Annotated in this window: 15 protein-coding genes; 7 read left to right on the top strand and 8 right to left on the bottom strand. The window is 63.9% G+C overall.

The window, feature by feature from the left end:
* Window positions 1–102 precede the first annotated feature (102 nt).
* The 5 genes from C936_RS0111610 to C936_RS0111590 all read left to right on the top strand — a co-directional run bounded on the left by C936_RS0111610 (window position 103) and on the right by C936_RS0111590 (window position 4,918).
* Window positions 103–618 carry a hypothetical protein gene (locus C936_RS0111610; protein WP_018174521.1) on the top strand — a complete coding sequence of 172 codons (516 nt, stop codon included), beginning with the start codon at window positions 103–105 and terminating at the stop codon, window positions 616–618.
* Window positions 619–660: 42 nt separating this feature from the next.
* Window positions 661–1,551: a DMT family transporter gene (locus C936_RS0111605; RefSeq protein ID WP_012982424.1), complete on the top strand. Its 891-nt coding sequence runs from the start codon at window positions 661–663 to the stop codon at window positions 1,549–1,551.
* A 94-nt stretch (window positions 1,552–1,645) separates the two neighbouring features.
* Window positions 1,646–2,035 (top strand): DUF4870 domain-containing protein, encoded by a 390-nt coding sequence (locus tag C936_RS0111600; RefSeq protein ID WP_018174522.1) that lies wholly within the window; start codon window positions 1,646–1,648, stop codon window positions 2,033–2,035.
* Window positions 2,036–2,376: 341 nt separating this feature from the next.
* Window positions 2,377–3,804, top strand: a complete 1,428-nt coding sequence (locus C936_RS0111595) for a sigma-54 dependent transcriptional regulator (RefSeq protein ID WP_018174523.1) — start codon at window positions 2,377–2,379, stop codon at window positions 3,802–3,804.
* 97 nt (window positions 3,805–3,901) lie between these two features.
* On the top strand, window positions 3,902–4,918 hold the full coding sequence (locus C936_RS0111590) for a transporter (protein WP_018174524.1): 1,017 nt from the start codon (window positions 3,902–3,904) through the stop codon (window positions 4,916–4,918).
* A 25-nt stretch (window positions 4,919–4,943) separates the two neighbouring features.
* Here C936_RS0111590 and C936_RS0111585 read toward each other — a convergent pair whose 3' ends face one another.
* The 6 genes from C936_RS0111585 to C936_RS0111560 form a co-directional block, all read right to left on the bottom strand.
* Complete coding sequence (locus C936_RS0111585) at window positions 4,944–5,450, bottom strand: hypothetical protein (RefSeq protein ID WP_018137690.1); 507 nt, start codon at window positions 5,448–5,450, stop codon at window positions 4,944–4,946.
* A complete protein-coding gene (locus C936_RS0111580; RefSeq protein ID WP_012982429.1) occupies window positions 5,447–6,154 on the bottom strand; it encodes a C39 family peptidase in 708 nt (235 codons plus the stop codon). Before C936_RS0111580 ends, C936_RS0111585 begins: the two co-directional genes overlap by 4 nt.
* A gap of 10 nt (window positions 6,155–6,164) precedes the next feature.
* Entirely contained in the window at window positions 6,165–6,497 is a 333-nt protein-coding gene (locus C936_RS0111575) for a hypothetical protein (protein ID WP_018137692.1), read from the bottom strand.
* Window positions 6,498–6,635: 138 nt separating this feature from the next.
* Window positions 6,636–7,541: a hypothetical protein gene (locus C936_RS0111570; protein WP_018137693.1), complete on the bottom strand. Its 906-nt coding sequence runs from the start codon at window positions 7,539–7,541 to the stop codon at window positions 6,636–6,638.
* A gap of 440 nt (window positions 7,542–7,981) precedes the next feature.
* On the bottom strand, window positions 7,982–8,305 hold the full coding sequence (gene fdxA, locus C936_RS0111565) for a ferredoxin FdxA (protein WP_012982432.1): 324 nt from the start codon (window positions 8,303–8,305) through the stop codon (window positions 7,982–7,984).
* A gap of 153 nt (window positions 8,306–8,458) precedes the next feature.
* Window positions 8,459–9,106 carry an ERCC4 domain-containing protein gene (locus tag C936_RS0111560; protein ID WP_018137694.1) on the bottom strand — a complete coding sequence of 216 codons (648 nt, stop codon included), beginning with the start codon at window positions 9,104–9,106 and terminating at the stop codon, window positions 8,459–8,461.
* Between the two features lie 185 nt (window positions 9,107–9,291).
* Here C936_RS0111560 and C936_RS0111555 point away from each other — a divergent pair, with 185 nt between their 5' ends.
* A complete protein-coding gene (locus C936_RS0111555; protein WP_018137695.1) occupies window positions 9,292–9,663 on the top strand; it encodes a hypothetical protein in 372 nt (123 codons plus the stop codon).
* A gap of 93 nt (window positions 9,664–9,756) precedes the next feature.
* Here the strand turns inward: C936_RS0111555 and C936_RS0111550 are convergent, their stop codons facing one another.
* Entirely contained in the window at window positions 9,757–10,179 is a 423-nt protein-coding gene (locus C936_RS0111550; RefSeq protein WP_255325701.1) for an EAL domain-containing protein, read from the bottom strand.
* Window positions 10,110–12,638 carry an EAL domain-containing protein gene (locus C936_RS0111545; protein WP_018174525.1) on the bottom strand — a complete coding sequence of 843 codons (2,529 nt, stop codon included), beginning with the start codon at window positions 12,636–12,638 and terminating at the stop codon, window positions 10,110–10,112. Before C936_RS0111545 ends, C936_RS0111550 begins: the two co-directional genes overlap by 70 nt.
* Window positions 12,639–13,127: 489 nt before the next feature.
* Here C936_RS0111545 and C936_RS0111535 point away from each other — a divergent pair, with 489 nt between their 5' ends.
* On the top strand, window positions 13,128–14,441 hold the full coding sequence (locus C936_RS0111535) for a DEAD/DEAH box helicase (protein WP_018174526.1): 1,314 nt from the start codon (window positions 13,128–13,130) through the stop codon (window positions 14,439–14,441).
* Window positions 14,442–14,464 lie beyond the last annotated feature (23 nt).

Genomic DNA, 14,464 nt, shown 5'->3' with positions numbered 1-14,464 from the left:
TGAAGTCTACTGGGGCCAGGGATGCGTTACCATCGGCTGCGTTTGCCGCGAACGACCGACCGTTCACGGCGCGCATTGTTTCACAGCCCTGGAGGAACCCCCATGAACCGACTGTCCGCACTCCTGCTCGCCGCGCTATTGGCGACTTCCACCCTGTTCCTCGCGGCCTGCGACGGCGGTGCCAACGCCTCGGCCGACGAAGTGGCCGAAGGCGAGGCCTTCCCCGAGCGCACGCTGAATGACCAGCACGGCAACCCGCTGCAGATACCGGGTGATGCGCGCGTGATCCTCAAGACGGTGGAGATGGCCCCGGCCGATATCGCCAACGCCGTGCTCGGCGAGATGACCGAGGAAGAGCGCAACGAGATCGGTGTGATCTACATCGCGGATATCCACCAGATGCCGCCGCACGTGATGGAGAACGTCGTGCTGCCGCGCATGCAGGCACGTGAATACCCGACGGTGGTGACCCAGTCCGAACAGGACGCGGGCTTCATGCCGCACACACCGGAAGAGGTCACCGTGATCCTGCTGGACGGTGACGGCACCGTTACCGGTATTCATAGCGCCGCGAACGAGGACCGGCTGAAGGAGTTGCTCGAACAGGCGGGTGAATAAGCCCCTGAAGCGGCGAGCGCCGGTTTCGCGGCGGCGTCGCTGATGGCCTTTTTCCTCGGACTCCTGACGGCGCTCGGGTTTGGCGCTGGGGATTTCTTTGGTGGCCTGGCCTCGCGCCGAATCCCCGCGCTCGTGGTGGCCTGCTATTCGCAGTTCCTGGCCACCGGCGCGCTGCTGCTGATCGCCGTTCCGCTTGCGGGGCTGCCGGGCCCGCAGGCGTTGATCTGGGGGGGGGCCTCCGGGCTGGCGCTGGCGCTGGGCCTTCTCGCCTATTATCGCGGGCTGGCCGAGGGCTCGATGGGCCTGGTGGCGGCGATTACTGGTGTGATCTCCGCTCTGGTGCCGCTGGGGGTGGGCCTGGCCCTTGGTGAGCGGCCGGGCGTGCTGGCGCTGGTCGGCATTGCCGCCATCGTGGTGGCCATCGGCATGATCTCGGGCGGGGCGCGCAAGGCCAGCCCGCGGCGTCTGGATCAACCCGTTCGTGGCCTGATTGCGCTGGCGCGGGGTGAGCATCCGGTCAAGGGGCTGCTGGACGCCGTGATCGCCGGGGTCTGCTTCGGCCTGGTCTTCGTGTTTCTCGATCAGGCCCAGGCCGGATCACCGTTGTGGCCCGTGGTGGCCACCTCGGCGGTCGGGGCCCTGACGCTTGCCCTTGTCATGCTGGTCTTGCGGCCCGAACGCGGGATGAGCCGCTCCACCTTCGTGCTGCTGGCGCTGGCGGGGCTGTTCCAGGCGGCAGCGACCCTGGCCTTTGTCGTGGCCGTACGCATGGGACTGCTGTCGATCATTGCGGTGGCCGGGGCGCTGTCGCCCGCGCCGACCGCGCTGATGGCCCGCCTGTTTCAGGCCGAGCGTATGTCGCGTGTGCAACTGGCAGGCTTCGTGTTCGCCCTGCTCGGGATCGTGCTGATCGTCTGGGCGGGTCCAGCGTAGGGGGGCTTGCGCCTGTCACTGGGTCAGTAGCAGAAGTGCTAGTCTCGGCGAACAGGCTCGCAATGAGCATGACCATGCCGACAGGAGGTGCAAGGTGAGCGAAGGAACACGACCGGAAGTCGAACCGAGCGATGTGAGCCGCCCCGTGCCGGGTCCGCGCAAGGAGCGCACGATGGTGACTGTGGTGTACGTACTGTATCTGGTCAGCTTTCTGACCGCGCTCACCGCGATCGCCGGTTTGATTATTGCTTACATCAAGCGCAACGACGGGGACGCGGTCAGCGACACGCATTTTACCTACCAGATTCGTACATTCTGGATTGGCTTGCTCGGCGTGATCGTAGGGGCTGTTTTGACCCCGATCGGTATTGGATTCCTGGTCTTGCTGTTCATGATCGTCTGGCTTTTGGTGCGTTGCATCAAGGGTCTGCTGGCGAATAACGAAGACCGGTCGATCGAGCAGCCGGAGACCTGGCTGTGGTGACATTGGTTAGTGATACTCAGGAATTGTCTCGTGTTTGAGACGTAGTGTCCCCGTATCATACGGTCGGGGATTTTAAATGCATCACAAAAAGGGCCGCTCTCGAGCGGCCCTTTTTATTTTCGGGCGAATCTGGCTTCGGGAATATTAATGCCCTTCATTAAAATAAATTGTAAGTCTTTTTGGTGGTTAATTTCGCGCTCCTTGTTTAATGTTGCGATCGTTCTTTTCCCCTATATTCCGGCAGAGACAACGCTGAACTTCCAGCGATGGGTCGGTTGCGTCGAACCGGCAAGTAAAGCTGGATCTGAACAATAGGGACGGGCATGGCCGGATCGCGAAGGTTGAATGGTTCCTTTTTGCGGTCGGTGGATGGCGGGACTTTCCTGCCCCGGGGGGATTCCGACGAATCGCGTTATGCACTGCAGCGCGCCTGTGCGACTGCGATGGTGCGCGAGGTGGCATGGGTAGACGGTGGCGGCGCGGGGGAATCGATGCCGAGCTTCTCCGATGCCTGGACGCTGTGGCGCGTCCCGGGGCCGGGTGGGGTAACGGAGGGGACACTCAGCAAGGTGCGTGTTGGGCTTGTCGACCTGGGCAGCCCCATCCCGAACTGGGTGACCGAGTTTGTACACACTCATCAGCATGTGAAGTGGATCGCGCTCGTTCACCCGGATCTATTACTGCGCGACGACGTTCGCGAGCTGATCCGGGAGTCCTGTTACGACTTTCATACCCTGCCATTCGACCAGGCGCGCCTTGAAATCACGCTGGGACGGGCATGCGGCATGGCGGCGCTGGAAGCCCGGCCCACTCGTCCCAATCAGGATGCCGAGTCGGACCATATTCCCATCGTTGGGCATAGCCCGGCGATGCAGGGACTGGCCCGCCAGATCGAGCGCGTCGCGGGCTCCGAGGCACCGGTGCTCTTTCAGGGCGAGAGCGGCACCGGCAAGGAACTGGCTGCGCTGGCGGTGCACCGACATTCACGAAGGGCGAACGGGCCTTTTGTGGCAGTGAACTGCGGGGCATTGCCGGCGCAGCTGATCCAGTCGGAACTGTTTGGCCACGAGGCAGGCGCCTTTACCGGGGCGGGTCGACGCAAGATCGGGCAGTTCGAGCTGGCGCATGGCGGCACGCTGCTGCTGGACGAGATTGGCGATCTCAGCCTGGAGCTACAGGTCAATCTGCTGCGTTTCCTGCAAGAGGGAACGCTGGTGCGGCTCGGCGGGTTGCAGCCCATCAAGGTGGATGTGCGCGTGCTCGCGGCGACCCATGTCGCGCTGGACGAAGCCGTCGAGCGCGGTCGTTTCCGCGAGGACCTCTACTACCGCCTGAATGTCATCCAGCTGGATGTGCCCCCGTTGCGAGAGCGGGGCACGGATCTGAAAGAACTCGCGCGCTTCTATTTCGAGCAGTTCCGCAGCCAGAACCCTCGGCTGCGCGGCTTTACCCAGGCCGCGTGGCAGGCGATGTATGCCCATGCCTGGCCCGGAAACGTACGCGAGCTGGTGAACCGGGTGCGGCGGGCGGTGACGATGGCGGAGGGACGCCTGATTCGGCCGGAGGATCTGGGACTGGCCGCTTCGGGCAATGCCGAGAAGCCGCAAACGCTGGCCCAGGCGCGCTCGACCGCCGAACGGGAATTGCTGATCAAGGTGCTGGGCCAGTGCGACAACAATGTCTCGCGGGCCGCGCGCCAGTTGGGGGTGGGCCGGATGACGCTCTACCGCCTGCTCGACAAGTACGGGCTGCGTTCCAATGCGCCCTGAATCTTGTGACGGGGAAGAGAGTGGCCCTTGCGTAACAGTTCGGCCCCTGGGGCCATGGAGAACGACGGTGGACAAGCGATGGGTCAGGAGAAGTGGGTTGGGGATCGTACCGTTTTGTATCGGGTTGGCCGGGCCGGCCGTGGGCCAGGAGGCTCGCGAGGCGGTCGGGGACGCCCCGGTGGATTCGGGCCCCGAGGTGACGGTCTTCGAGGAACGTGGTGTGCTCACACCGAAGGGGCAGTGGGTAGTGGAGCCGTCGTTGTCGTACGTGCACAGCAGTTCGCTGGATGTGTCGATCGAGGGGTTCACCATCATCCCGGCCCTGGCGATCGGGCTGATTGATGTCAGCGAGACGGAGCGCGACACGCTGACCGCGGCGGTGAGCTTTCGCTATGGCCTGACCGAGCGGCTGGAGGTCGGGATGAAGATCCCGTATGTCTACCGCGAGCAGCAGGTGCGCCGGCGCGACATCCTCGAGGCGACCGCGCTGGAGCGTGTGACGGGCTCCACCGGGCAGGGATTGGGCGATATCGAGTTCGGCGTGTCTTACCAGTTCAACATGGCGGATCGAGGTCGGCCGTTCTTTATCGGCAACCTCAAGGCGAAGAGCACGACTGGTAAGGGGCCCTTCGATGTCGCCCGCCGCGAGATCCTGGATGACGAGGGCAATCGCCTGGGCGAGATCTTCCTCGAGCAGCCCACCGGTTCCGGGTTCTGGAGTATCCAGCCCAGCGTGACGATGATCTATCCGACCGACCCGGCCGTGATCTTTGCGAACGTCAGCTATCTCTGGAACATCGAGCGCGATGTGGGCGATGGCTATGGCAAGGTCAATCCCGGCGACGCGGTCGGCATGAGCCTGGGGATGGCCATCAGCCTGAACGACCGCACCTCGATGAGCTTTGGCTACGACCACAGCACGGTATTCCGCACGCGGGTGGAGAACGAAAGCGGGCTGGAGCCCGTGTTCGGGCGGCGCCAGGTGGGGACCGTACTGTGGGGTATCTCGCACCGGCTGACGGACCGCACCAGTGTGAATTTCTCGCTCGGTGTCGGGGCGACCGAGGCCGCACCGGATGTGCAGGCCACCCTGCGGGTGCCGATCCGTTTTTGAGGGGCGCGTTGCCGTGGCGGAGGGTTCAGAAGCCTCCGCCACGCTCGAGCATGTGCTGTTCCAGTGCCCGGCCCAGGTCCCCGCGCGGCATCTGCAGATTGCCAAGCTCCAGTTGCAGGATGGTCTGGTGGCGGATGTCCTGTCCGTCGAGTTCGTTCTGGATCGCAGTGACCCAGCCCATGCCCGAGGTCCAGCTTTCCGCCGGCATCGCGCCCCCGGTCTGGATGACGACCGAACGCAGGTCGGTGCCGGGCCAGTGGGAGCCGCTGGTGATATCGCTCAGGGGGCGCAGGGTGGAGTGGTTGATCACCTCGCCATTGAGTGACGTGATCTGTTCCAGCCCGATCGAGATCTCCAGACCATCGCGCCCGAAGAAGCCGCCGCGCTGGGCCTCCAGTACCGAATCCGGTACTACGCGCTCGTCGCCGAGGGGGGGCAGGACATCCAGGGCATGAGCCGTTGTAGCCCATGTCGCGCTGGCCAGGATGACGCCCAGGATGCAGCAGGGCAGGCGTTTCATCATGGCGCTCACCAGTCGCTCGCGCGGGGCAGATGCAGGGTGAAGCTCGCCAGGTCGCTGCGCACGACACCCGACTCGATCGGCGCGCGGGTCACGGCGGCCCAGGTTTCGGAGGCATTGAAGCGATGCCGGGCGAGGTCCACGTCCTCGCGAATGATGAACAGGATGTCGTTGACCCAGATCTGCTGGAACTCGTTACGGGTGTAGCTGTTGACCCCGAGAGCCGGATCTCCCACCAGTACCCGTCCGCCTTCTAGCCCCTTGATTACCACGAAGTGGCGATAGCCCCGAGTCTCGATCATCGCGATCGCCGGCACCCCGAGATTGTCGAGGTCATCCAGCCCGATGCGAAAGCCGTCGGCGGGCATGCCCTGTTCGGCCTCCAGGTAGTGCTTCATGTCGAGCATGGAGAAGCCCTGTTCGCGGATCAGGTCCTGGTCGCCGCGTCGGAACATGCTGTCGAAGGTCTCGACCTCTGTGGTGGGGCGGTCGTAGTGGTACGTGAGCAGCGTAGCCAGGGCGGCGGAGCCGCAGCTGAAGTCGTATCGCTGCGGGACGATGGAGCGAAAGCGCAGGTCTTTCAGGCTCTCCACCGGCACGTTCATGCTGCCGATCATGCCCGGGAACTGGGCCCCGCCGGCCCATGCGGACAGGGCAGGCGAAAGCATCAGCGCGGTGGTGATGACTACGCAGAGGAACCAACGGCGGATGGGCATTGGTGATTCCTCAGGGGTTGATCGTGATGTTCACGATCATCGATTCCTGTATGGCGACGTTGTTGCCGCTGTTCTGAATGACCGTGGAGATCCCGCGGGCATTGTCGAAGGCCCCGGCCGCCACGAAGTTCTTGCCGGTGGTGGAGTTCACGGCGTGGTTGTTCGCGAGGTCAATGCGCGAGTGGATCTGACCGAGCTGAATATTGGTCACGCCCTGGCGTGCCCGTTGCGCGTCCAGTGTGGCCAGATCGACCACCTCATAGGCGTCGGGAGCCGAGCCGAACAGCAGTGCATCGCCGGCCGACGGGACTTCGGCATGGGCGATGGCTGTCACCAGCAGCATGCCGGCGGACAGAAAGGCAGCAGAACCGATGCCGCCCCGGTGGGCTGACGGATTACACATGACCGGACCCTCTTGCATGGCAGGGAGAATGCGGCGGGGATGGCCCCCGCCGCACACCGTTCCGACAGCGCGTGTCGGTTAGTTGCCCAGGTTCAGGTGCGCCTGCACCGAGACCTGCTGCTGGGTCAGGCTGTTTGCGCCGCTGTTCTGCGACACCTGGGTAATCCCCGCCGGGGCTACGAAGGAATCCGAGCCGATGTAGTTGTGGCTCTCCTGGTTGGCACGACCGGCGATGTCGACGTAGTTCCCGGTCACAGTACCCGACAGTTCGTTCTGGCTGACCACGGCGTTCACCTGCAGCGACGTGTTGAAGCTGTCAGTTGCGGTGTAGTTGCCGGAATCCATGATGGCCGAGCTGTTGTCGGAGTTGTCGCTCTGATCACGGGTCACCGAGGCAGTGGAACCGTTGTTGGCGGCTGCACTGTTGTCGTCCGCGTGGGCCATGCTGTTGTCGGAGTTGTCGTTGCCCGAGTCGGAGATGTTCAGGCTGTTGTCGGAGCTGTCATTCCCGGAGTCGGAGACATTCGTGCTGTTATCGGAGCTGTCATTGCCCGAATCCGAGACATTCAGGCTGTTGTCCGAATTGTCGTTCCCCGAATCCGAGACTGTGGTGTTGCCGGAGTCGGAGATCGCGGTGCTGTTGTCGGAGCTGTCGTTGCCCGAGTCGGAGATGCTCGTGCTGTTGTCGGAGTTGTCATTGCCCGAATCCGAAATGCTCGTGCTGTTGTCGGAGCTGTCATTGCCCGAGTCCGAGATCGCGGTGCTGTTGTCCGAGCTGTTCGACAGGTCGGAGTCATTGATTGCGAACGCCTGGGAATACTCGTTCGCCGAGGCGCCGCCGCCATCGGCCGAGGAGGTGGCGGTGGCGGTCTGATCACCGACTTCGCCTTCGGCGGTATTGGTCGGGTTGGCCAGGGCCAGGCCCGAGCTCAGGCCGAAGGCCAGGGCGATAGCGGAAGCAATCAGGGTCTTTTTGAAGTTCATGGCTTTGTCTCCATTGGCTAGCCAGCAATAGACGGTTGTCGTAGCCCCGGTGCACGTGGCCCGTGCTACGCAACAACCCAACTAGCAGGACTTGGGCCAGCGGACGGTTTGTCCGGGAGAACAATGACTTATAGAGTCAAGGGGTATCGCGATCGGACCCAATCTGCGCCATCCGCGATACAGTGCGTGCGCTCGGGCGCGGCCATTCGAGGTTGAACCTATTGAAATCACGAGGGAATCGGGTTTCGCGTGAGTGACTCAACGAGGAGACACCGGGTACCCCAGCTACGGTTGCCGCGGGCTGACTTGCAGGGACGAGGAGGGTGGGTGGTGGTCGGGAAGAAGGCCGTTGCAGCGCATCGGGAGATGCAGAGGGGGGCGCCTGGCCAGGCGGATGCAGCGAGATTGTGGGGCTGCCTGGCAGCCCCATTGATGCGGACTTAGCGTTCCAGATGCTTCAGCTTGCCCTCGACGCCGTCCCACTCCTCGGCGTCTTCCGGCGGATCCTTGCGCGCGGTGATCACCGGCCAGGTGCGCGAGAGCTCGGCGTTCAGCTCGATAAACTGGAGCTGGTCTTCCGGGACATCATCCTCCGGCACAATCGCCTCGGCCGGGCACTCCGGCTCGCAGAGCGTGCAGTCGATGCACTCGTCAGGGTCGATCGCGAGGAAGTTGGGGCCTTCGTGGAAGCAGTCGACCGGGCAGACCTCGACGCAATCGGTGTACTTGCACTTGATGCAGTTCTCGAGAACGATGAACGCCATTGGTTTCTCCCTGAAATCAGTTAATTGCGGTCCCGCCTTCCGGTGGTCTGGCGAGCGCCGCCGCGCGTGCCCCCGGGGCCTGCGCATGGGCTGCAGCGCGCATTGTAACGTCAGGCGAGGGGCGAGACACGTGAATCCCCGCACCCTGCGGGATTACCCTTTGCGGCTGCCATGGGTCACGACGGACTCGATGCGCTGGGCGCGTTCCAGGTCCATGCCATCGACCTCGGCCAGTTGCTCGGCATCCGTGTTCAGCACGTCGCGCACGCTGCCGAACTGGCGCAGCAGGTCGCGGGCCAGATCGGGTTCCACACCGGGCAGGCCGCTGACAATGAACTCCGCCGCTGCACGGCGCTTTTCGGGCTTGGCGGGGCGTGCGATTGGGTCGGGGTCCACCTGGGCGTTCATGCCTAGCAGGTAGATCAGCATGCCGCTGGTGTCTTCGTCATTGGAGGGCAGCACACTGATCCCGAGCGCGATCGTCAGATGCGTCAGGGCGCGGTGGATGTCCAGCGCCTGCTGGTGGAAGCGTGGTTCGTAGAGGTCCCCCTCGACTACGTAGATCACCTTGTCGTGCGTCGCCTTAAGCTTGGCGGCGTTCTCCCACAGGGTCTGGTCCACGACGCTCAGCACCATGTCGGTGGCGGACTTGCGCTCCACGACGACCCCACCGGGGAGTTCATAGTCGCCGACATCGAGATCGACGAACTCCAATTCCACGCCCTCCAGGCGCTCGAGGCGCTGGATGATCTTGCCCTGCTCGCGGCGATCCACGCGGATCGGGAGATGCAACTGACTCATGCGGTGTACTCCATTGCAGTGAATGCGCCGAGTGTAGGGGGCTCGGGGCCGGCGCCCAAAAGGCCCGATCTTCCCCATGTCTCCGCAAACATCGTTCAGGCGTGCGAAAGCGAGCATGTCCCCTATACTCGGATGGGCATGCCGAACGATGCATGCCGGATATAACGAAAACCAAGGAGGGAGTGATGGCGATTCAGATCGCGATTGTTGGGCTGGGCCGTGTGGGGGGCCGTTTTCTGGAACTGCTGCTGGACAGCGATACGCCGGGAATGGAGATTTGCGCGGTATCGGAGCAGGGCGAAACCGAGGGTTGCAAACTGGCGCAGGCGCGCGGGATTCCGCTGGAATCGGTCGAGGACATCCTGGCCCGTGGCGATCAGGTGGATGTGATCTACGACCTCACGGGGCAGGCCGAGGTTCGCCAGCGCCTGCGCGAGGGGATGCAGCACGGGGGCAATCGCCACACCGTGGTGGCGCCCGAGGTCATGGCGCATCTGACCTGGTCGCTGCTAACGCACGAGGCCCCGCCGGATGTCCACGCGAACATGGGCTACTGACCGGGGGTTAACCAGGCGGTCGGGATTCGTTCCCGGCCGCACCGGTCTTTCCCGGTATTCAGCCGGCGACCGACCCGGAACGTCGCTTTTCCGCTACCGGAACAGGGCATGGTTCCAGGGGCTTCGGCACATGGATTCCATCAGGCTCTCGTGCGAGACGCGCTCCGCGACCGTCTTGACCCCGATCACGCGGCCAATGTGGTGGATGCTCTCGACCATCGCGCGGCTGACCCGATCCTCCGCCATGTCGCGCACAAAGCTGCCATCGATCTTCAGTGTCTTTTGAGGTAGCCGGTGGGACACGCTTGCGAGGGGCTGGTTGTAGGCGGACGCCTGGTTCCATCCCGTCAGGTGCTCGGCGACCGGGTTGAGGTAGTTGAGCCGCCCCTCGAGGTCCGTGGTGATCACGCCATCGCCAATGGCATGCGCAGCCAGCAGGGCGAGCCTCAGGCATCCAGTTGAGAGTGGACGGTGGCACGGAATTCTTCCACCGACAGCGCGGGCGAGTAGAACCATCCCTGGTACAGGTCGCAGCCTTCTCGGCGCAGGAAGGCGAGTTGCTCGGCGGTCTCCACGCCTTCGGCCACCAGCTTCAGGTGCAGGCTGTGGCCGAGGCCCATCACCGAGCGCAGGATCATCTCGGCGTCGCGGTCGTGGCCGATCCCCGCGATGAACGAGCGGTCAATCTTGATCTTGTCGATCGGCAGCGACTTCAGATAGGCGAGCGAGGAATACCCAGTACCGAAATCATCCAGCGATACGCGCACACCGAGCGCCTTGAGCCCGGAGAGGTGCTCGCGCGTCAGGGCGACATCGGCCATGGCCACGGTCTCGGTCACCTCGATCTCGAGGCGTTCGGGCGAAGCACCGGCCTCCTTCAGTGCCGCTTCGAGTCGGGAGACGAGATCCGGCTGGCGGAACTGAAGCGCCGAGACGTTGATGCAAATGGACGTGTCGACACCCTGTTGTGCCCAGTCGGCCAGTTGCTGGCAGGCGCGACGGATCACCCAGTCACCGAGTGGCAGGATCAACCCGTTGGCCTCGGCGCTGGGGATAAAGCGCGATGGTGGTACGGCACCCAGTTCCCGATCGTTCCAGCGAAGCAGGGCCTCGGCGGCGGTCACGGCCCCGGTGCGGGCATCGATCAACGGCTGGAAATGAAGTGCCAGCTGGTCATGTTCCAGCGCGTGTTTCAGGCGCTCCTGGAGCTGCTGTTCCGCCCGTACCTGGGCATCCAGGTGTTCGGAATAGAACGCGTAGGTATTGCGCCCGGAGCGCTTGGCCTCGTACATCGCCATGTCGGCATAGCGCACCAGCGTGTTCGCGTCCCGCGCATCCTGCGGGAACAGCGCGATCCCGAGACTGGCACTGGAGCTGAACTGGCGCGTGGGGCCGGTCTGAAACGGCCGGTCAAACTGCGCCAGAATCTCCTGGGCCAGCTCCCCGATCTGCAGCTCATCCGTAATCTCGGGGACCAGGATCATGAACTCGTCGCCGCCAAAACGCCCGATCGTGGCGTCGTTGCCCGCTGCGTCCTTCAGGCGTTGAGCGACTTCGCGCAGCAGTTCGTCACCCTCGTGGTGGCCGAAGGTGTCGTTGATCATCTTGAAGTGGTCGAGATCGAGCAGCATCACCGCGATGCGATGGTCGTGACGGCTGGCGTGGGCAATGCTCTGGGCAAGCCGGTCGTGCAGGAGCCAGCGGTTGGGAAGGCCGGTCAGGCTGTCGTGGGTCGCCTGGTGCTGAATGCGGGCCTCGCGGCGCTGGCGGTCGGAAATGTCCCGGATAAAGGCGGTGATGCGCCGCCCGCCCTGGTCCTCGAAGGCATTCAGGCTGATGTCGACCGGAAACTCGGTGCCGTCGAGCCGGCGTCCCCGCAGGTCGGGGGCCTGGCCCATGGTCCGTTCCGAGATGTCGTCGCTCTGCTGCTCGCGGACCGATTGGTGGTGTTCGCGCAGGCGCTCGGGGATCAGGGTCTCCACGGGCTGGCCAATCAGATGCCGTCGCGGGTAACCAAACAGGCGTTCGAGGTTGCGATTGGCCATCAGGATGGTGCCGTCGCCGTCGGTCACCAGTACCCCGTCCGGCGCCGTGTCGATCAGTTGCTCGTAGCGCTGCTGGCGGAGCTCGACATCCCGGTGGGCAGCCCGGAGTTGTGCCATGGGCGCGCGTACGCTTTCGATGAAAACCGCCCAGTAAATCAGCGCATAGGCCGCCACCTTGTAGATGTGGCCGAGCACAAAGAAGCCGTCGGACAGGTTGTCGTACAGGGTGAAAAATACCTCGCTGGCCATCAGGACCATCAGCGCGGCGGCCACCAGCGGCATACCGGGGCGCTGCATGAGCTGAGGGCGCAGCAGCAGGACCAGGAGGGTGGCGGCGTGCAGCACCACCACCACGCCCTCCAGCGCGATCTTGAACGGCGTCAGTCCCTCGCCCGGGACGAACAGTGCCGGAATGCGCTGTTCGTGCCATAGCCCCACCCAGGCAAGCACTGCGACTAGCGCCAAAGCACCCACCAGCATGCCCCTGGGAACGGGTTCCTGGCTTCTTGGCATCAAGGGGAGTGCCACATACAGGAGGAGCGCCGTTGCGGCGACGAGCCGCGCGGCCAGCCAGAAGAAGATGGTCTGTTGCGAGGAATTGGGCGTGATGAAATCCGGCATCTGCGGATAGGTCATCAGGTGCAGGAAATCCAGCAGGCCTACGGCGAGAAACCCAGTGGCGAGGACCAGTGTGGCCATTACCCGACGGCGGTCGCGCACATGATAGGCGACTGCGAACACCCCGATCGCCACGACCACCGCGAACAGTTCGGTCGCGGTGTGGAATGCGGTCATATGCTCCAGCGGCACCAGCGGCGGGACCGGGATGCCGACCATCCAGAGCAGTACAGGCAGCATGAACAGTGCCAGCAGTACCAGCCACATCAGGGGCACATAGCGTGAAGCCGGGGAGCGGGGAAGGACGTTCATCGGGGCCCCTGAGCGAAATCAGTCATGTGCACGCTCGGGATCGGAAATGGCGACCCATTGCTCGGGCGGCTGCCCCGGACGTACTCATCATCGTGCTCCTCCACAGTCGGCAACGGACGATCGAACTACCAGATGTATGCCGTAACCGTGAGGCACGCGCGTCTGACCCTGGGTGCCACACGGATCCGCATCGCTGGACCTGCGTCACCCGGCCATCCCTGGCGCGTTTATTCTTATAATCCGTGCATTATACGAGCGTTTGTGGAATCGGCCCAGAGTCTTTACCGCGTGAATCAGGTATTAAGCGAAAAAACCGCGGAGAATCACTTGCTTTCACCTTCCGACCCGGTATAGTGGCCTCACCGAACGCCCCGCCCGTCAGCGTCCGTTCACTGATCCGGAACCTTCTCGGTTCCCGTCCCCCCGATTTCGTCATACCCCGATGGGTGCCCCTCGATTGCGAGCGGCGGGTAGCCGTTGGAGTATTGCATGTCTTCTGTTTCTTCCTTTGCCGACCTTGGGTTGGCCGAATCCCTTTTGCGTGCGCTGGACCAGGCCGGCTACAAAACGCCGACCCCGATCCAGACCCAGGCGATCCCCGAAGTCCTGAAAGGCGGTGACCTGCTGGCCGCCGCCCAGACTGGGACGGGCAAGACCGCCGGTTTTACCCTGCCGATCCTGCAGCGACTGACCGATGGCCCGGCGCCCGAGCGCAAGCCGGGGCGTCCGCGGGCGCTGATCCTGACGCCGACCCGCGAGCTGGCCGCTCAGGTCCATGATTCCGTCCGTACCTACGGCCGCCACCTGTCGCTGAAGTCGATGACCATCTTTGGCGGCGTGAACATGAACCCACAGATCAAGGCGCTGCGGGGCCCGATGGATATCGTCGTGGCTACGCCGGGTCGCCTGCTGGACCATGCCAACCAGAAGACGATTGACCTCTCCGGTATCGAGATCCTGGTGCTGGACGAGGCCGATCGCATGCTGGACATGGGCTTCATCCGCGATATTCGCCGCCTGATTGGCCTGATGCCGAAAAAGCGCCAGAACCTGATGTTCTCGGCGACCTTCTCCGGCGAGATCCGCACGCTGGCGTCGAGCCTGCTGAACAAGCCGGCCGAGGTCGACGTGGCCCCGCGCAATACGGCTGCCGAGACCGTGCAGCAGACGGTACACCTGGTGGAAACCAGCCGGAAGCGTGAGCTGCTCAGTCATCTGATTCGTACCAACGACTGGGGGCAGGTGCTGGTATTTACCCGCACCAAGCACGGCGCCAACCGTCTCGCGCAGAAGTTGACGCAGGACGGCGTGCCCTCCGAGGCGATTCACGGCAACAAGAGCCAGGCGGCGCGTACCAAGGCGCTCAAGCAGTTCAAGACCGGGTCCGTGCCGGTGCTCGTTGCGACCGATATTGCGGCTCGAGGCCTGGATATCGACCAGCTGCCGCAGGTCGTCAACTTCGAGCTGCCGAACGTGCCGGAAGACTACGTGCACCGCATTGGTCGTACCGGTCGCGCTGGAGCTGCGGGTGCCGCGCTGTCGCTGGTCGATGGCGAAGAGTTGAAGCTCCTGAAGGGTATCGAGCGCCTGATCCAGCGCCCGATCGAGCGGATCGAGACCGAAGGGTTCGACGCGCCGAACCCGGCGGCGAACGATGGCAACGGCCATCGCCGTGGCGCCAAGCCGGGCGGTGGTGCGCGTAATGGCAAGCCGCGCCAGGGTCGTGGCGGCAAGCCTGGCGGTAACCGCGGGGCTGGACAGGGTCGTGCGGCCCAGGGCAATCGGGCTGCGCGCAGCCGCTAGATTCCCGGCCGTCCTGACCGCAT

It is taken from the genome of Thioalkalivibrio sp. ALJ4 (assembly GCF_000377225.1).
Classification (GTDB): Bacteria; Pseudomonadota; Gammaproteobacteria; order Ectothiorhodospirales; family Ectothiorhodospiraceae; genus Thioalkalivibrio.
This window is presented reverse-complemented; position numbering and strand designations above follow the sequence as displayed.